The organism is Avibacterium volantium (genome assembly GCF_049366555.1).
GTDB classification, from domain to species: Bacteria; Pseudomonadota; Gammaproteobacteria; order Enterobacterales; family Pasteurellaceae; genus Avibacterium; species Avibacterium volantium_A.
The window spans coordinates 1-17,709 of the sequence record NZ_JBMMGT010000039.1; the positions used below are offsets into that span (position 1 = coordinate 1).

At 42.1% G+C, this 17,709-nt stretch carries 18 protein-coding genes and 1 tRNA gene; 10 read left to right on the plus strand and 9 right to left on the minus strand.

The window, feature by feature from the left end:
* The 3 genes from ACLS0A_RS10335 to ACLS0A_RS10345 form a co-directional block, all read right to left on the minus strand.
* Positions 1-294 (minus strand): DMT family transporter (locus ACLS0A_RS10335; protein WP_416083392.1); only part of this gene is annotated, 294 nt, incomplete at its 3' end.
* Between the two features lie 116 nt (positions 295-410).
* A complete protein-coding gene (locus ACLS0A_RS10340; RefSeq protein ID WP_416083393.1) occupies positions 411-1,079 on the minus strand; it encodes an NAD(P)H-dependent oxidoreductase in 669 nt (222 codons plus the stop codon).
* Positions 1,080-1,198: 119 nt separating this feature from the next.
* Positions 1,199-2,512 (minus strand): anaerobic C4-dicarboxylate transporter, encoded by a 1,314-nt coding sequence (locus ACLS0A_RS10345; RefSeq protein ID WP_416083394.1) that lies wholly within the window; start codon positions 2,510-2,512, stop codon positions 1,199-1,201.
* A 276-nt stretch (positions 2,513-2,788) separates the two neighbouring features.
* Between ACLS0A_RS10345 and ACLS0A_RS10350 the strand changes: the two genes are divergently transcribed.
* Positions 2,789-3,235 (plus strand): rhodanese-like domain-containing protein, encoded by a 447-nt coding sequence (locus ACLS0A_RS10350; RefSeq protein WP_126371252.1) that lies wholly within the window; start codon positions 2,789-2,791, stop codon positions 3,233-3,235.
* 18 nt (positions 3,236-3,253) lie between these two features.
* The gene (gene secB, locus ACLS0A_RS10355) at positions 3,254-3,766 is read left to right on the plus strand and encodes a protein-export chaperone SecB (RefSeq protein ID WP_416083395.1); all 513 of its coding nucleotides are present in this window, start codon (positions 3,254-3,256) and stop codon (positions 3,764-3,766) included.
* 55 nt (positions 3,767-3,821) lie between these two features.
* On the opposite strand, the gene ACLS0A_RS10360 is transcribed toward secB, so the two are convergent.
* Positions 3,822-4,124 carry an addiction module antidote protein gene (locus tag ACLS0A_RS10360; RefSeq protein ID WP_416083396.1) on the minus strand — a complete coding sequence of 101 codons (303 nt, stop codon included), beginning with the start codon at positions 4,122-4,124 and terminating at the stop codon, positions 3,822-3,824.
* A gap of 230 nt (positions 4,125-4,354) precedes the next feature.
* On the opposite strand from ACLS0A_RS10360, the gene gpsA reads away from it, so the two are divergent.
* Both gpsA and cysE read left to right on the plus strand, forming a co-directional pair.
* Positions 4,355-5,368: an NAD(P)H-dependent glycerol-3-phosphate dehydrogenase gene (gpsA, locus tag ACLS0A_RS10365; protein ID WP_416083397.1), complete on the plus strand. Its 1,014-nt coding sequence runs from the start codon at positions 4,355-4,357 to the stop codon at positions 5,366-5,368.
* Position 5,369: 1 nt separating this feature from the next.
* Positions 5,370-6,167 carry a serine O-acetyltransferase gene (gene cysE, locus ACLS0A_RS10370; protein WP_103855393.1) on the plus strand — a complete coding sequence of 266 codons (798 nt, stop codon included), beginning with the start codon at positions 5,370-5,372 and terminating at the stop codon, positions 6,165-6,167.
* Positions 6,168-6,245: 78 nt separating this feature from the next.
* Here cysE and selB read toward each other — a convergent pair whose 3' ends face one another.
* On the minus strand, positions 6,246-8,105 hold the full coding sequence (gene selB / locus ACLS0A_RS10375; protein ID WP_416083398.1) for a selenocysteine-specific translation elongation factor: 1,860 nt from the start codon (positions 8,103-8,105) through the stop codon (positions 6,246-6,248).
* Complete coding sequence (gene selA, locus ACLS0A_RS10380; RefSeq protein ID WP_416083399.1) at positions 8,102-9,487, minus strand: L-seryl-tRNA(Sec) selenium transferase; 1,386 nt, start codon at positions 9,485-9,487, stop codon at positions 8,102-8,104. The genes selB and selA overlap by 4 nt, the downstream gene beginning before the upstream one ends.
* Positions 9,488-9,654: 167 nt before the next feature.
* Here selA and ACLS0A_RS10385 point away from each other — a divergent pair.
* A tRNA-Sec gene (locus tag ACLS0A_RS10385) sits at positions 9,655-9,749 on the plus strand.
* Between the two features lie 16 nt (positions 9,750-9,765).
* Here the strand turns inward: ACLS0A_RS10385 and ACLS0A_RS10390 are convergent.
* Both ACLS0A_RS10390 and envC read right to left on the minus strand, forming a co-directional pair.
* Positions 9,766-10,656 carry a divergent polysaccharide deacetylase family protein gene (locus ACLS0A_RS10390; protein ID WP_416083400.1) on the minus strand — a complete coding sequence of 297 codons (891 nt, stop codon included), beginning with the start codon at positions 10,654-10,656 and terminating at the stop codon, positions 9,766-9,768.
* Complete coding sequence (gene envC, locus ACLS0A_RS10395) at positions 10,656-11,870, minus strand: murein hydrolase activator EnvC (protein WP_126371271.1); 1,215 nt, start codon at positions 11,868-11,870, stop codon at positions 10,656-10,658. The genes ACLS0A_RS10390 and envC overlap by 1 nt, the downstream gene beginning before the upstream one ends.
* A 242-nt stretch (positions 11,871-12,112) precedes the next feature.
* Between envC and ACLS0A_RS10400 the strand changes: the two genes are divergently transcribed.
* Positions 12,113-12,796, plus strand: a complete 684-nt coding sequence (locus tag ACLS0A_RS10400; RefSeq protein WP_126371273.1) for a 2,3-diphosphoglycerate-dependent phosphoglycerate mutase — start codon at positions 12,113-12,115, stop codon at positions 12,794-12,796.
* A 50-nt stretch (positions 12,797-12,846) separates the two neighbouring features.
* Here ACLS0A_RS10400 and tusA read toward each other — a convergent pair whose 3' ends face one another.
* Complete coding sequence (gene tusA / locus ACLS0A_RS10405) at positions 12,847-13,086, minus strand: sulfurtransferase TusA (protein ID WP_103854448.1); 240 nt, start codon at positions 13,084-13,086, stop codon at positions 12,847-12,849.
* Positions 13,087-13,156: 70 nt separating this feature from the next.
* Here tusA and ACLS0A_RS10410 point away from each other — a divergent pair, with 70 nt between their 5' ends.
* From ACLS0A_RS10410 to ACLS0A_RS10425, 4 genes are all read left to right on the plus strand, one after another.
* The gene (locus ACLS0A_RS10410) at positions 13,157-13,768 is read left to right on the plus strand and encodes a YigZ family protein (protein ID WP_416083404.1); all 612 of its coding nucleotides are present in this window, start codon (positions 13,157-13,159) and stop codon (positions 13,766-13,768) included.
* Positions 13,769-13,779: 11 nt separating this feature from the next.
* Entirely contained in the window at positions 13,780-15,243 is a 1,464-nt protein-coding gene (locus ACLS0A_RS10415; protein WP_416083401.1) for a TrkH family potassium uptake protein, read from the plus strand.
* Positions 15,243-15,752, plus strand: a complete 510-nt coding sequence (gene hemG, locus ACLS0A_RS10420) for a menaquinone-dependent protoporphyrinogen IX dehydrogenase (protein ID WP_416083402.1) — start codon at positions 15,243-15,245, stop codon at positions 15,750-15,752. The genes ACLS0A_RS10415 and hemG overlap by 1 nt, the downstream gene beginning before the upstream one ends.
* Before the next feature lie 349 nt (positions 15,753-16,101).
* Complete coding sequence (locus tag ACLS0A_RS10425) at positions 16,102-17,271, plus strand: pyridoxal phosphate-dependent aminotransferase (RefSeq protein WP_416083403.1); 1,170 nt, start codon at positions 16,102-16,104, stop codon at positions 17,269-17,271.
* Positions 17,272-17,709 lie beyond the last annotated feature (438 nt).

Genomic DNA, 17,709 nt, shown 5'->3' on the forward strand with positions numbered 1-17,709 from the left:
ATTGGTTACGCCCATTTTCGGTGCAAGGAAAATGGTGGTGAAAACCACAAGCGCACCCAGTGGGCCGCCGAGAAGTTTCCACAAGGGTTGTTTTGGCACTTGTTGTAAGGCGGTGAAAAGATCGGCTTTCCACCAGCAAATGAAAAAGAGCAGTAATGTGCCTGTTGCGAAGGAAATTAAGGCGGCAACAACAGGTTGCCCCATTAATGAACCAGCTAATTGGCTGTTAATGGCGGCTTGCGTGGCAAGGGCGACACCGGCACATAGTGCAATCAGAATAAATGAAATGAGCATAATTGTTCCGAGATTTTTTAGAAAAGAAACGTTGAGAAATTTACACCGCACTTTGTCTTTGTGAGAACGAAAATGTGTACGCAAAAACGAAAGTGCGGTGCGATTTTTGCGGATTTTTATTTCACCCACTCCACCACGTCATCAAAGGCTTGGCGTGTTTTTTCGCGTGGTTCGTTTAGGCGGTAGCCGAAGGCTGCCATTACGCTAAGTTTGTATTCATCGGCTTTGTATAAGCCTTCTGCCACGAACAGATCATTCATTTTTTCCAGCGGGAAACCTTCAATCGGGGTGCTGTCGATGCCGATCATTGCGGCACTGGTAAGCATATTGCCGAGCGCGATATAACTTTGGCGGCACGCCCAGTTGTAAAATGCCACGGGATTTTCAGTTAGAGCAAAATCTTTTTCGGTGAAGTTGCGGTAGAAGCCTTGACGCAGTTTGAGCGCATCTTCAGGGATATGATGCACATCACGCATAATATGTGGAACGTATTCGCCATCGGCTAAAAGAGTTTGCGGTTGGCGGACAAGGATCACCACAAAATGGCTACAATCCATCACTTTATCTTTCGCCCCCCACGCGTTATCGCGGATCAGCTCTTTGATGTGCTGATTTTCGATCACTAAGAATTTCCACGGCTCAAAACCGAAAGAACTCGGCGAAAGACGGGCAGTTTCTAAAATAAAACGGAAATCCTCATCGCTGATTTTTTTGCTTGGATCATATTGTTTGCACGCGTGGCGGAAATAGTAAGCCTCAAGAATTTGTTGTTTTGAAATGGTCATTGTGATTTTCCTTTTGTTAGGTCAAGTGGCGATATTATGCGGAAGTTTACGGGGGAATACTAGATAAAAAAACTGAGCGATGATATCGCTCAGTTTAGAAAGGAAAGTGCGGTCTAAATTTACAATAAAATATTGGCGAATAATAAACCGAATGCCAAGCTAAATGCCATACTTAATAAGCCTGGGAGCATAAAGCTGTGGTTGAAAATGTATTTTCCGATGCGGGTTGTGCCTGTGGTATCAAAGTCAATGGACGCAATGATTGGGCCGTAGTTTGGAATAAAGAAGTAACCATTTACTGCCACAAATACCCCAACTAATACAGGCGCTGGAATGCCTAATGCGATCCCTACAGGGAAAAGAGTGGCAACCGTTGCCCCTTGGCTATTTACTAACACAGAAAGCACAAATAAGGCGATGGCGAATGTCCAAGGTGCGGTTTCTACCAACACTTTCACGGTGTCTTTCACTTCGGTCATATGGGCTTGCATTAAAGTATCACCTAACCACGCGATCCCGAAAATGGCAATCACCGCACGCATACCCGCGTGAAATACTGAACCCTGTGTAATAGCATTGCCGTTTGGTTTACAGGTTAAGATGATTAACGCCCCCACGGTAAGCATTACGATTTCGATAGTGTGTGCCATTCCCATTGCTTTGCCGTCAAAAGCTGGACGTAGGCTTGGGAATGCCCCCATTAATACCACAAGTAATGCACCAAATAGGAATAATCCCACAGACAATTTTGCCGTTGGTTTTAATTGAATGTTGTCTGGATTTACGTCAGTGTGGTTTTCTTTTACATAGTCTGGATCTTGTAATAAACGTTGATAATTCGGGTCGTCTTTTAATTCTTTACCCATTTTATTCACGAAAATACAAGCAACCGCTAAACCTAAAATAGTTGATGGCATTGTAACCATTAATACATCACCAAGGTGAATGCCTTGTGGTTCAAGATAAGCCACCACAGCCACCACTGCTGCAGCGATTGGGCTAGCAACGATAGCAAATTGTGATGCAATTACCGCCATTGAAAGTGGACGCTCTGGGCGAATGCCGTTGTGGCGGCTGACTTCAGCAATTACAGGCAATACAGAATAGGCAACGTGACCTGTTCCCGCTAATACGGTGAATGTCCAAGTTACCGCTGGTGCAATAAAGGTGATGTATTTCGGGTGTTTACGCAAAATGTTGGTAGCAATTTTGATCATATAATCTAAACCGCCTGCCGCTTGCATTGCTGCCGCTGCAGAAACTACCGCCATAATCATTAACATTACGTTGATTGGTAAGCCCGCTGGTTGTAAGCCAAAGCCGAAAGAGAGAATAGCAAGCCCTGCGCCGCCCATTACCCCCAAGCCGATACCGCCAATGCGCGCACCAATCAAAATGCACACCAATACGATGGCAAATTGGAGAAAAAACATAGTAAGACCTCTTATAAACGATAAAAGATAAAATGATTTTCTTTTTGAAAATAGCCAAAAGAAAATGTCCACATAAAGGGGATACCCCTATAATCGGCGCTAATATAGCAATAAAGTGTCATTATCGCTATATTTCCGCTAACTATTTTTGTTTATCTCTTGATTTAGAATAAATTATTGAATAACGACACAGGAATTTCACAGACTTCCTTTGAAAGATCAATAAAGTGCGGTTATACTTAAGCCTTTATTTTGAACTAAAACATAGAGAGTAAAATGCAAGAATTTCTACCGATGGCAACCGCTTTTGCCAAAAATCACACATTAATGGTTATTTCTTGGATAGCCGTATTTTTTCTCGTTATTTATACCTATTTCAAAGCATTCACCACCAAAGTGAAAACCATTGAGAATGCGGAATTGGTTAGTTTAATGAATAATAAAGATGCCACCGTGATCGATGTGCGCACCCTTGATGAATTTGAACGTGGGCATATTATTCACAGCATTCATTTACTACCAAGCGAAATTAAAAATCAAAATATTGGTAAAATTGAACAGCATAAAGACAAGCCTGTTGTGGTGGTTTGTGCCACAGGAATGGCAGCTGGTGCGTCCGCAGAGCTTTTGGCTAAACAAGGATTTAGCGAAGTGTACGCATTAAAAGAAGGGATTGCAGGTTGGCGTTCAGCGAATTTGCCATTAGTGAAAAAAGATAAATAACTCACAGAGGAATAGAAAATGACTGAGCAAAATCAAGAAGTTGCAGCGCAAAAACAAGAGCAAGCAACAGAGGCGGTATTACAAATTCAACGCATCTATATTAAAGATGTGTCTTTTGAAGCACCAAATCTTCCACATATTTTCCAACAAGAATGGAAACCACAACTTTCTTTCGATTTAAACACCGAAGTGGTTGAATTGGGTGAAGATCTTTATGAAGTATGTTTAAACATTTCCACCGAAACCACCCTTGAAGAAAGTGGTGATGTAGCGTTTATTTGTGAAGTAAAACAAGCAGGCGTATTTACTGTGAGTGGTCTTGAAGGGGTTCAACTTGCTCATTGTTTAACCTCACAATGCCCAAATATGCTTTTCCCTTATGCGCGTGAATTAATTGCCAGCCTTGTAAACCGCGGCACATTCCCGCCATTAAATCTTTCTCCAGTAAATTTTGATGCACTCTTTATGGAATATCTAGAGCGCCAACAAGCGGAGCAAGCACAAAGCGAGCAACCAGAAACCGTGAATTAATCAGAAAAGTGGGTGAAATGCCCACTTTTTTATGACGTTTTTTTTATGGAAAAAATCACCGCACTTTAATTGTTGGTACAAGTTCCAAATTAAACGCCGCGAGAATTTTTTGTATGGTTTCAAATCTCGGTTTACTGCCTTTGGATAGGGTTTTATACAAACTTTCACGCCCTAAACCAGTTTGTTTAGCCAGCTCCGTTATTCCTCTTACTCTTGCGACTGTTGAAAGTGCGGTTAAAAATTCTTCTTGATCTCCACTTTTTAGGGTTTCAGCTAAATAAGCCTGTATATCTTCTTCCGTAGTAAGGTATTTTGCTGCGTCAAAATGACTTGTTTTAATATTTGCTTTTAATTTCATTATGTTAATCCTCGATCATCATTCTTACATCTTTTTCATAGCACCTTTCACAAAAAATTGTATCCAATAAGATACACTTGGGCAAGGTAATCTATCCAACTACTTTATGTAACACCCCACCACTAACTCACTTCTGTAAAAATTCTATTTTCAGTCTAATTCAAGTAGGTTAAACTCAAGGCATTAACAGTGAATGTGATTCACCTTTATCTTAATTATAAGGATTATTGATGCACAACCACATTTCAAACTCACCGATTAGCGTTATTGGTGCAGGATCCTATGGCACGGCATTAGCGATCAGCTTTTCTCGTAATGGTTCGCCGACTTATCTTTGGGGACACGATCCCGCACATATGCAACGCTTAAATGAAGAACGTTGCAACCAAGCCTTTTTACCGAATATCCCTTTCCCAAGTGCGCTTGAGATTGAAAGCGATCTTGCAAGTGCGGTGCAAAAATCGCGAGATTTATTGATCGTTGTACCAAGCCACGTTTTTGGCGAAGTTTTACAAAAAATCCGACCGCACTTACAACCCCATCACCGCATTGTGTGGGCAACCAAAGGCCTAGAGCGTGATACAGGGCGTTTATTGCAACAAGTGGTGGAAGAAAAACTTGGTACGCAATATCCCCTTGCGGTGCTTTCTGGCCCAACCTTTGCGAAAGAGCTGGCGGCAGGATTGCCTACGGCGATAGCGCTGGCTTCACACGATCAGGCTTTCGCGGAAGAGTTTCAGGCGCGTATTCATTGCAGTAAGCATTTCCGTGTTTATATTAATCAGGATATGATCGGCGTTCAGCTTGGTGGCGCGATTAAAAACGTGATCGCCATTGGGGCTGGAATGTCTGATGGTATGGGCTTTGGCGCAAATGCACGCACCGCCTTGATTACCCGTGGCTTGGCGGAAATCAGCCGATTAGGTGAAGCCCTTGGAGCAAATCCGAACACCTTTATGGGAATGTCTGGCTTAGGTGATTTAGTGCTAACCTGTACCGACAACCAATCGCGTAACCGCCGTTTTGGTTTAATGCTTGGACAAGACAAAAATGCCGAAGAAGCCTTGGCTGAAATTGGACAAGTGGTGGAAGGGTTCTACAACACCAAAGAAGCCTATTTACTCGCTCAGCGCCACGGGGTAGAAATGCCGATTACCGAACAAATTTATCAAGTACTGTTTTGTGGCAAAAATGCGCAAGATGTGGCATTAAGCCTGCTTGGACGCGAGCGCAAAGGAGAATAAAATGCCTGCTGAAGTTTGGAAATTACTCCGTCAAGAAGCGAAAGAATTAGCAGAATGTGAGCCAATGCTCGCCAGCTTTTTTCATTCCACCATTCTTAAACATCAAAACCTTGGCAATGCGTTGAGCTATATTTTGGCGAATAAATTAGCCAATCCCATTATGCCAGCCATTGCCCTGCGTGAAATTATTGAAGAAGCCTATCAAGTTGAGCCTGATATTATCGGCAGCGCTGCTTGCGATATTCGTGCGGTGCGCCAACGAGATCCTGCGGTGGAATTATGGACAACGCCGTTGCTTTATTTAAAAGGCTTTCACGCCTTACAAAGCTACCGCATAACCCATTATTTATGGCAGCGTAACCGCAAGGCGCTGGCCATTTATTTGCAAAATGAAATCTCCGTTGCCTTTGATGTGGATATTCACCCTGCGGCAAAAATTGGCTGCGGTATTATGTTCGACCACGCAACAGGCATTGTGGTGGGCGAAACCTCAGTGATTGAAAATGATGTGTCTATTTTGCAAGGCGTTACTCTTGGCGGAACAGGAAAAGAATCTGGCGACCGCCACCCGAAAGTACGCGAGGGGGTGATGATTGGCGCAGGCGCGAAAATTCTCGGCAATATTGAAATTGGCCGTTACGCCAAAATCGGCGCAAATTCTGTAGTGTTGCAAGCCGTGCCAGAATACACCACCGTAGCAGGCGTGCCATCAAAAGCGATTGGCAAAGACAAAGCCGCCAAGCCAGCTTTTGAAATGAATCAATGCTTTATTGACGATAAATTCAATGTAAATATCTAATTTCTGCTTTTTACAGAATAAAAACAAAAGTGCGGTGAAAAATGTCGAGATTTTCCACCGCACTTGTTTTTCCGTGAATTACAAATCAAACAAATCCCTATCACGCAATAAATGCACATTACCTTTGCGGCGTAAGAATCCGCATCGATCGAAATATTCCATTAATTGTACCGTCATTTTTCTTCCCCATTGCAATTCATCACGCAGCTGATTAACAGAAATCACCTCATTTTGCAGAATAAATGCTTTAATCCAGCGAGCATAAGCATAAAGAGTTTCGGTGAGCATAAAACGATCACGCACGATGGGGGTGAGATAGCCTAGTTTGCCTGCTTTGTAGAGAAAGTTGCGCATTTCACTCTCTTCAAGATCGAGCAAATTAGCTAGATCGCGTACCCAAAGAGCTTGTCCTTGTTGCTGCTCAAAGTGAGCTAGCACTCTTTGCCATAAGGCTTGTTCTTCAGCAGTAAAACGAATTTTATGCTCAGGAAGATGTAACCAGCCGCGCGTTTGCTGAATTTTATTTTGCTCCAAAAGCTTTTCAATCAAATGATAAATCAAGGTCTCTGGCTGATTAATGGCCGCAATGCGATATAAACGCGCTTTGCTTAATCCCAGCTGGTCTGGCTGTTGTTGATGATAATTTGCCAAGGTTTCAATGAGTTTATCTGATTGCCTTTGTTGATAGTCTTGGCTAAACGCCCAACCTTGCCAAGCCAACGCCTGATTATCGGCAATCAAGGCGCTGAGTTGGGTTTCTTCCATTTGTTCCAGCCAAGCCAATTCAGCCAACTGCATAGGACGATGCTGTAAATAATAGTTCAAGCGTTGAGCGCAATGCTGTGCGGTAAGTAAATTTTGTAAAAAATTCAACCGCACTTCGGTGCGTTTATAACGTTTTGGTGAATGGATTTCGACCACTTTACCGCCCGCCAATAAGGATTTTGCATCACCGGTGCGTAAAATTAATTTATCGCCATAGGTTAAAAATAGCGGTTCTTGCAAAATTAGCTCAGCCAAGGCTTTTTGTTGCGGGGCAAGCTGTTTAGCTTGTAATAATGTGAGTTTTCCCGTGGTGCGAGATGCCGCGTGATAAATATGCACTGCTTGGCTTTCTTGCAAGTTTTGTGCGGCTTCTACTTCAATAGTAATCCGATCCGTTGGCGAGAGTGGCGGTTGAGAAAAAAGCCAATCCCCACGCTGAATTGCCTCTCGTGAAACCTCGGTTTGAATATTTAACGCCAAACGCTGTCCCGCTTCACCAAGCTCAGCTTGGCTATCTTGGCTGTGGATATTCTTCACACGTACTTTTTGCCCAGTGGAAAGATAAAGCTCATCATTGATTGCAACCTGTCCACTAAAAGCCGTGCCTGTTACCACCGTTCCGGCCCCTTTTATGGTAAAAATTCGGTCAATGGCATAGCGGAACGGACGATCACGCTCCGCCCGTTCGGGAAGATGGGCGAGATAATCCTGCAATTCTGCGATGCCTTGCCCCGTGCGGGCAGAGGTGATAAAAAATGGGCTGTCGGTTAAAAACGGATATTGTTGAGTAATTTGTTGTTTTAATTGGGAAATTTTGGCCTCTTCGGCATTGTCCGATTTGCTGATCACTACGATAATTTGCTCAAAACGCAATAAACGCAAAATGGCTAAATGTTCCTGCGTTTGCGGTTGAATGCCCTCATCAGCGGCGGTGATTAGCATTGCATAATGCACACCGCCTAGCCCCGCGAGCATATTGGAAAGAAATTTTTCGTGTCCTGGCACATCAATAAAGCCGAGGCTTTTGTCTTTCAGCGGAAGATAGGCGTAGCCTAAATCAATGGTCATTCCACGTTTTTTTTCTTCGGGTAACCGATCCGCATTTTTCCCTGTAAGTGCTTGTAATAAGGCGGTTTTTCCGTGATCAACGTGGCCTGAGGTAACAATAATCATAGTTGCTCCAAGGTATTTAGTAGGCGCTCAAAATTGGCAAGGCTACGCAAATCGAGCCAAAGTTTATTTTGTTCCACTCGACCAATAATTGGTTGAGGAAGCTGTTTAAAGCGCTGGATAAGTGCGGTCAATTTTTGCGAGGTTTTTTCTTCAAGGGTTACCGCCACAGAGGGAATTTTCGCTAAAGGCTGCGCGCCACTGCCAATCTGTGCTTGGCTTTCTTCCACGCGGATTGTATAGGCAAAATTTAACTGATTTTCCAACCGCACTTTGAGTATTTCCGCTTGCAGGCGTAATGCTGACACAGGCTGGGTGAGTAAATGTAAACTGGTAAGTTTTTCCGCCAATTTCTCAGACTGAAGATATAAACGCAAGGTCGCTTCTAAGCCCGCTAAAATCACTTTATCGCAACGCAATGCCCGTTTCAGTGGGTGAGATTGCAATTGGTCAATAAAATCTTTTTTCCCAACAATAATGCCAGCCTGTGGGCCGCCGAGCAATTTATCCCCAGAAAATGAGATTAAATCCACACCTTGTTGCCATTTTTCCTGTACAGTGGGTTCAGCGGGCAAGCCATATTGACTGAGATCGACTAATGCACCGCTGCCTAAATCCGTCATCACAGGCACATTCATTTTTTTGCCCAGTTGTGCTAATTCCGCTTCACTGACAGAATGTGTAAAACCACAAATTTGATAATTGCTGCTATGAACTTTCATTAAAAAAGCAGTACTTTCGCTGATCGCGCGGCGATAATCCGCCAAATGGGTGCGATTTGTTGTTCCCACCTCCACCAGTTTACAACCTGCTTGCTGCATAATATCTGGAATACGGAATGAGCCGCCAATCTCAATGAGTTCACCACGGGAAATCACCACGTCCTTATCTTTCGCAAAGGTAGCCAGCATCAACAACACCGCCGCCGCATTATTATTCACCACACAAGCAGCTTCCGCCCCCGTGAGTTCACATAATAACTCGCTAATATAATTATCTCGATGGCTACGCTTGCCTTCCGCCAAATCGTATTCCAATGCCACATTCTCTTGCATCGCCAATAACGCCGCTTGCTGTGCAGCATTCGCCCACAATGCGCGCCCTAAATTTGTATGCAGCACTGTACCTGTTAAGTTATGCACAGGCTGAATTTTCACTTGCTGCTGAGTTTGTAATTGTCGTTGAATTTCCGCGATTAGCGTGGAATTATCGTGAAAAAAGTGCGGTATTTTTTGCGTATTTTTTATTTCAGCGCGTGCATTTTCAAGCAAACTGCGGCAAATTTTCACCACCGCACTACGCCCAAATTCTGCGATCAAAGACGCAATTTCAGGCTGCTTTAGTAATTTATCAATGGAAGGAAGTTGTTGGAATAGGCTGTTCATTGTGCTGTCCTATCTGTCATTTATGCCATTTTAGGAAAATTAGCTTTAATCATACTGTTTTTTTGTTGAAAATTCAGCCCTAACTTATCAAGTGTGTTGTATTGATTAAATTTCCCCAGCAACACCTTGAATAATCAGCCGATTTCCTTTAAAGTGAACACACTTTCGGAAGATAGGCGTTTCCGGTGAAACGGCAGGACTTCAAATCCTGTTAAGGTTGCCAGCAATCTTGGGTGGGTTCGACTCCCATTGTCTTCCGCCACTTCTTTTCATTTCATTTATCTTGGAATGCCCCGCAATAACGGCACATCTTGAAAAGGTGCAACGGAAGTTGGCGCTGGGGTAGTGTTAAATAGCATAATAAACGGCTTGATTGGTACCACTTTTTCGCCACGCCATAAGCTGCCCATATTAACCAATTGAATGTCTTTCGGCAGAGTGCGTAAACCATTTTGTAGCACGGCAACGGTGTTTTTGCGTGGGTGGCCAATCACAATCGCAGTGCCGTGTTTGCGTGCATAGGTAATGGCTTGCTGAAATTGGCGTTGAACATCGGCGAACGCATCGCTATCATCTAAGAAAATATGGCGATCTAGGGCTTTTACGCCTTGTTGCTTTGCGGTTTTACTTGCCACTGAACGACCAATGGTTCGGCTATCTAAGAAAAACAAATGCTGTTCTTGCAATGCGATCATTAACTTTGTCATTAAATCTTGATCCGCCGTTGCCGCACTGCCCATATGGTTGTTTAAGCCAATGGCGGCAGAAACAGTTTTCTTCGCATTTTGCACTTTTTCTCGCACAATTTGTTGCGACATTCCAAGGCTTAGCCCGCCAGCTTCAATTTTATGGCTTCCCATAGGCTGCATTGGCAGATGAATAAGAACATCACGATTTTGCTGTTTTGCCTGATCATTGCGCTGTTTGGCGTAAGGTGCTGAAGGAATAATTGCCACCGATATTTCTTTCGGCATTGCATAAATGGCGGCATCTTCTTTCGGGCGATAGCCCACATCATCAATCACAATGGCAAGACGCGATTGGCTGAACGCAATTGTGGGGAGTAGGCTCAAGCAAAGTGCGGTGGAAAAAATAAACAAATTTTTGACCGCACTTGGTTTCTTTATGAATTGTTTTTTCACGTGTTGTTGTTGATTAGAGTTTTTCATTATCGCAACCAACCTGTTGGATTGACCGCAACGCCTTTGCGGCGAATTTCAAAATACAAGCCTGAGCGTGATTGTCCGCCTGATGATCCCACTTCGGCAATTTTCTGCCCAGCTTTCACTAGTTGCCCTTCTCTGACTGATACGGCGCGGTTGTAGCCGTATAAGCTCAGATCATTTTCACCGTGTTTGATGATCACCATTAGCCCATAACCTTGTAGCCAGCTTGCCAAAATCACACGCCCATCGGCAATTGCACGTACAGACGCCCCTGCATTTGCGCCAATCACGATCCCTTTCCATTTAAGCTCGCCCATTTGCGTTGAACCAAAACGGTTAAGAATTTTTCCTGACACAGGATATTGATATTGTCTTTGTGGTTTGCCCAGCCCTGAACTGCTTGCCATAAGCTGTTTTTCTTGCGCCGTTGGAGTGTAAGGTTTTTGGCTTTTTTGTTCCTCTTGGCGTTTTTTCTGTGCTAAGGCTTCACGTTCACGTTTTTCTTGCTCGCGAGCCTGCTGTTCCGCACGCTGGATTTGTTGGCGTAAGGCATTTTCGTTCGCTTTTAAGCTGTCCAATTTATTCTGATCTTTGGCTAAACTTTTATTTAGCTGATTGAGCGTGGATTGGCGTTCGCGCTGTACTTTTTGCAAACTTTGCTGTTGCTTTTTTTGCTCATTGAGCTGATTTTGTTGCTCTTTTTGCTGATCTTGAATATTGGCTTTTTCTTTCTTAAGCTGTGCTTGCGTTTGTTTCAGATCTTCAATTAATGCAAGGCGAGCTTGGTTCATATGATCATAATAAGCCTTCATTCGTTCCGCTTTTTGGGCATCTTCGGAAAACAGTTTTTCCAACATTGAAGGATTAATCCCCGAGCGGTACATTGCATCGATTTGTTTAGCCAGTTTTTCTTTCTGATTTTTTTCTTGTCTTTCTAAGTGCTTGATTTGTTTATCTGTATCCGCCATCATTTTGCGAATTGCTTTCAGGTCAGATTCTGTTTTGCGCAGTTGGCCGACCACGCCGTTAATTTGCAATTCTTGATTTTTTAGGGTGGATTGCAATTTATTTTGTTCACGCTTTTGTTCAGCAATTTTCTGTTCTTGCTGTTTGATCTGTTTTTGAATCGCAGACAGATCCGCGCCTTGCACGGCGAAAGGCAGTGCGCAGGCAAACAAGAAAAGTGCGGTGATTTTTTTCAACGTTTTTTCTCTCATTAATAAAATTAGAAACTAAAACTGGCGGCTAAAAATGTGCATAACTATACCATTATTTGCGCAAGTCGCTAAATGTTCAGCGGAAAATTTTTGTACAAATCTGAAAATCCTCGCTTAGGGAGAAATCACAACCTAGCAAATCCTTGCGAAAGATCAGGAAAGTAACGCTTTTTCCTTTTAAAAGATTGAAATTTTTGCTATAAAATGCCCAGTATTTTTTCATTAACATTAGGAGATTTTCTATGGAATTAGTGTTTATCCGTCACGGTTTTAGTGAGTGGAATGCGAAAAATTTATTTACTGGCTGGCGCGATGTGAACTTAACCGAACGTGGTGTGGAAGAAGCTAAGGCCGCAGGTAAAAAATTATTAGATGCGGGCTATGAATTTGATATTGCCTTTACTTCTGTATTAACTCGTGCAATTAAAACCTGTAACATCGTGTTAGAAGAATCTAACCAACTTTGGATTCCACAAGTGAAAAGCTGGCGTTTAAATGAGCGTCATTATGGTGCGTTACAAGGTTTAGATAAAAAAGCTACCGCAGAGAAATATGGTGAAGAACAAGTGCATATTTGGCGCCGTTCTTATGATACTTTACCACCATTACTTGATCCAAATGATCCGCATTCTGCGCATAATGATCGTCGTTATGCACTTCTCCCACAAGATGTCGTGCCAGATGGCGAAAATTTAAAAGTTACTTTAGAGCGTGTGTTACCTTTCTGGGAAGATCAAATCGCTCCAGCATTATTATCTGGTAAACGCGTATTAGTGACTGCGCACGGTAACTCATTGCGCGCCTTGGCAAAACACATTATCGGCATTTCTGATGAAGATATTATGGATTTTGAAATTCCAACAGGTCAGCCGTTAGTGTTAAAACTTGATGACAAATTAAACTTTGTAGATAAATTCTATCTATAATTGTTCTGACAAAACAAAGGTGCGTTTAACGCACCTTTTTATTTTGCTTTTTACTGCCCCTTTTGCACCCAATATTTAAACGGTGTGCTTTCTGTTTCGCTTTTAAGTAAGCGATGATCCATAAATTGACAAAAGCTCGGAATATCTCTTGTGGTGGCGGGATCATCAGCAAGAATGAGCAACACTTCCCCTTCTTGCATATGGCGAATTTGCTTGCGCACGAGCATGACGGGTTCAGGGCAGCGTAGCCCTTGGGTGTCTAATTGTTGGTGAATATGAATTTCGTTCATTGTTTATTTTTCGTTGAAGTGATTTTGTGCGTATAATACCGTTCAATTGAAAATTGGTCAAAATGACAGGATTATGGAATATTTAATCCCGCAAAGTGCGGTGGTTTTTGAAGAAGAAATTAAGAAAAGTCGTTTTATCACTTATCTTAAACATACAGAAGGCTTAGCACAAGCGAAAGTCTTTTGGCAGGAAATTCGTACTCTGCACCCTAATGCGCGTCATCATTGTTGGGCAGCGGTGGCAGGTAAGCCTTCGGATTCCCAATCCTTGGGCTTTTCTGATGACGGCGAACCTGCAGGCACGGCGGGCAAACCAATGCTGAATGCCTTGTTAGGTAGCCAGATTGGTGAAATCAGTGCTGTTGTGGTGCGCTATTATGGCGGAATTTTGCTCGGCACGGGCGGTTTAGTGCGCGCTTATGGCAACGGTGTGCAACAGGCGTTAAAATTGCTCGAAACCACAATGAAAGTGGAGCGAGAAAATTTTCGTTTAACTTGTGATTATGACCAAATTAACTGGCTACAACATTTGTGCGAACAGCAAGATATATTGATTGAATCGCAAGATTTTGAAGAAAAAGTGCATTTTGTGTTGGCAATACGTCCTGATAAACGCCTTGCGTTTGAACGAGAGTTAACCGAACGCTCGGCAGGGCAGTTGAACATCATCGCAATAAAATAAGAGAGAACATTGTGCATATATTATCTATTTTTCGAATTATCGGCATTTTGGTGATGTGCTTTTCAGCCACAATGCTTGTGCCGGCTTTTGTGGCGTTAATTTATGGCGATGGTGGGGGAAAAGCCTTTATGCAAGCCTTTATCGCCAGTTTTTCTTTTGGTACGTTGTTGTGGTGGAGTTGCCATCAGCATAAACAGGAATTGCGCGCGAGAGAAGGGTTCCTCATTGTGGTGTCGTTCTGGGTATTGCTCAGTTTATTGGCGGTGATCCCATTTTTGTTATTTGATGAAGTGCATATGGATTTTGCTGATACGGTGTTTGAGGCATTTTCTGCCTTAACTACAACGGGTGCGACGGTGATGTCGGGGCTAGATAATTTACCTAAATCCATTTTATTTTATCGCCAGTTTTTACAATGGTTAGGCGGAATGGGTTTAATCGTGTTAGTTGTTGCGGTTATCCCAATTTTAGGTATTGGCGGTACCCAGCTTTATCGCATTGAATCATCAGGCCCTATGAAAGATCAAAAAAATTTACCTCGTATTGCCGAAGTCGCAAAATTATTATGGCTTCTATATTGTTTATTAACAATAATTAGTACCCTTGGCTACTGGTGGGCTGGAATGTCCTTTTTTGATGCGTTATGCCATAGCTTTTCTACTGTATCTAATGGCGGAATGTCTACACACGATGCTAATCTAGGATATTTTAAGGACAATACAATCTATTTTTTGTCCAGTATTTTTATGCTAGCTGCGGGATGTAACTTTGGTTTGCATGCAATGGCATTTACACAAATTCAGTATCAAAGCATTTGGAAAACTTATTGGCACGATCCAGAGTTCCGTTTTTTCTGTTTAGTACAAGGTTTCTTTATTTTAGTGATATCTTTCGGGCTCTATATTTCTTACGATAATCTTTCCTTAATTGATGCCTTCGCCCAGGGGAGTGCGCAATCTGCTTCAATGGCGATGACTTCAGGTTACACCTTATTTGATTTCAATCAGTTGCCATCTTTTTTAGGAATGATGTTAGTTTTTGCAGGGCTGCTGGGGGGCTGTGCAGGTTCAACCTCTGGTGGACTAAAAATGATCCGCGTTTTAGTAGTATGGCTACAATTTAAACGAGAGTTAAAATCCCTTGTGCATCCTAACCTAGTGGTTCCCGTGAAATTGGGCGATAATCTTTTGTCTATGCACGTTATTGAACGCATTTGGGCATTTTTGATTGCCTTTTTCTTGACGTTTTGGCTTTGCGTTTTTGCTGCAATTTTATGTGGGATGGGAGCATTTGATTCCATTGGTGCAGTTTTTGCCGCGATTACCAATGCAGGCCCAGGTTTGGGAATAATTAGCACCAGTTTTGCTGATGTGCCTGACAGCGCAAAATATGTCTTTTCTTTCGCAATGGTTGCGGGTCGTTTGGAAGTTTTCTCATTGTTAGTACTATTTAGCCCTACCTTTTGGAGAACCTAATGAAAACCTTGATTTTATATTCTAGTTATGACGGGCAAACACAAAAAATCGCCCAATTTTTGGCAGAAAAGTTAAGAGCAGAAATGCGTAGTATTAATGAGAATGTGGCTGACTTAGCGGAATTTGATCGTATCATTATTGGTGCTTCGATCCGTTATGGACACTTCAATAAATTACTCTATAAATTTATCGAAAAAAACACCGCACTTTTAAACCACAAACAAACGGCATTTTTTGGTGTTAATCTCACTGCACGCAAAGCGGATAAAAATACCCCAGAAACAAATGTCTATGTGCGGAAATTTCTACAACGCATTGCTTGGAAACCCACTCGTGCGGCGGTGTTTGCTGGCGCATTGCTGTATCCCCGCTATGGCAGGTTCGACCGAATGATGATTCGTTTTATTATGAAAATCACTGGCGGCGAAACCGACATCAGTAAAGAAGTTGAATATACCGATTGGCAAAAAGTGGCGGCGTTTGCAGAGCAGATAAAGCAGATAAATTAGCTAAATTAGCTAAAAGAAAGTGCGGTGGAAAAATTCAAAAAATTTCCACCGCACTTTGTATAAAGGGACAAATGTATTTTACGTTGCAATATTGGCGTTTCAAAAAATGTTTTTTCAGTTTCCTTCTTTTTTCCTACAAGAAAACATTTCTCATACGACAGTAAAACGCCTTAAGATGAATTAAAATTCATTTTTTATGCATATAAATTTAAATTTCGTATTTTGTTACTTGACAAGTTAGCTGAAATGTTACAAATTTAACTCACTTTGAATAAGCATATTTATTATGTTTAAAATGCTTATTTTGTAGTTTTGAAATTTAATGACTAAAACTAAATAAGGAATAATTATGCAAATCAATCGTCGTCGTATGTTACAGCTTGCTGCAGCAGGTGTTGCCGCAGGTTTTTTCAATCATAAAGTGCTTGCCGAAACGCAACCGATTACCGCACAGGCAACGTTCACGCTACCAAGTGCTGAACATCCTTTATTATTAAACTTCAATGAAAACTCATTGGGAATGAGTGCCTCTGCGCGTCAAGCTGTGATTAATCATCTTAATTTATCCAATCGCTATCCTGACAGTGAACGTGAAGGCTTGATTGAAGATATTGCTAAGCGTTTCAATCTTAATACAGAAAATGTGGGATTAGGTAATGGTTCTTCTGAAGCCATTGAGGCTGTGATTTCAGGCTGGATTCAACAAGCGAATGATAAAAAACAAGCGGTACAAGTGATTGCACCCGATCCAACATTTGGTATTTATGAAGATTATGCTGTAGCCCGCAATGTACCAGTGGTAAAAGTGCCACTAAAAGCAGATCTCTCATTTGATCTTGATGCGATTCGAGCCAAGGCAGATCAATTTGATGGGATTAGCATTATTTATCTTTGTAATCCGAATAACCCAACGGCATTGCTAACACCAAATAGCCAGTTAGCCCCTTGGTTAGATAATATCCCAGCGAATCATCGTTTGTTGATTGATGAGGCTTATGCAGAATATGCAGAAGGCGATCCGCAATTTACCAGTGCGATAGAATGGGCGCGTAAAGGCACTGAACGTTTGGCTGTAACCAGAACGTTTTCTAAATTGTATGCCTTAGCCGGTTTGCGGATTGGTTATATGGTGGCTGCGAAATCAGAAATGGATTATTTACGCCAATTTTTAAGTGCTGATAATACCAACTTAACTGCGGCAGTAGCGGCGCGTGCAACCTTAGCGGATAACGCCTTTTTACAAGAAAGCCGTCGCGTTACAGATGAATCTCGCCGTATGGTGATGAAAGCACTCGATGAATTAGGACTTACTTATGTGGTAAGCAGTGCGAATTTCATTTTTCATGGCATCAAAGGTGATAGTGTTGAATACGCTAAGAGAATGAAAGCATACAATATTGTGGTTGGTCGTCCTTTCCCACCATTAACGAATTACAACCGATTAACGCTAGGAACGCCAGAAGAGATGGCATATTTGATTCAGGTATGGAAAGAATTTCGCACAAAAGGCTGGATCTAAATTGAGATCTAAAAAGGATACTAAATAGTATCTTATAAATTTATAGAGTTTATAGGCAAAACTTACTAATTTTTCACCGCACTTTGCCTGATAATTCAGCGGTGTGATTTCAAAATAATCAGTCGAAATGATTTTTCGCATTTTTTGCCATTTTTTTGCAAAAAGGGGTTGCAAAGATTTTTCAGATGCCTATAATACGCCGCACACAACGACGCGACGTTGTAGAAATTGAAAGATACACATCGCGTCGTTGTTTTTTGCTCTTTAACAATCAATCAGACAATCTGTGTGGGCACTTGTTGATTCTGGAAAAACTTAAAAGATTTAGAACAATTAGTGCTTAACTGAAATTCATAGTGATTTTAAATGAAATCACAGAGCTTTGTTAGTGTACGAATTGAGAAGATTAAACTGAAGAGTTTGATCATGGCTCAGATT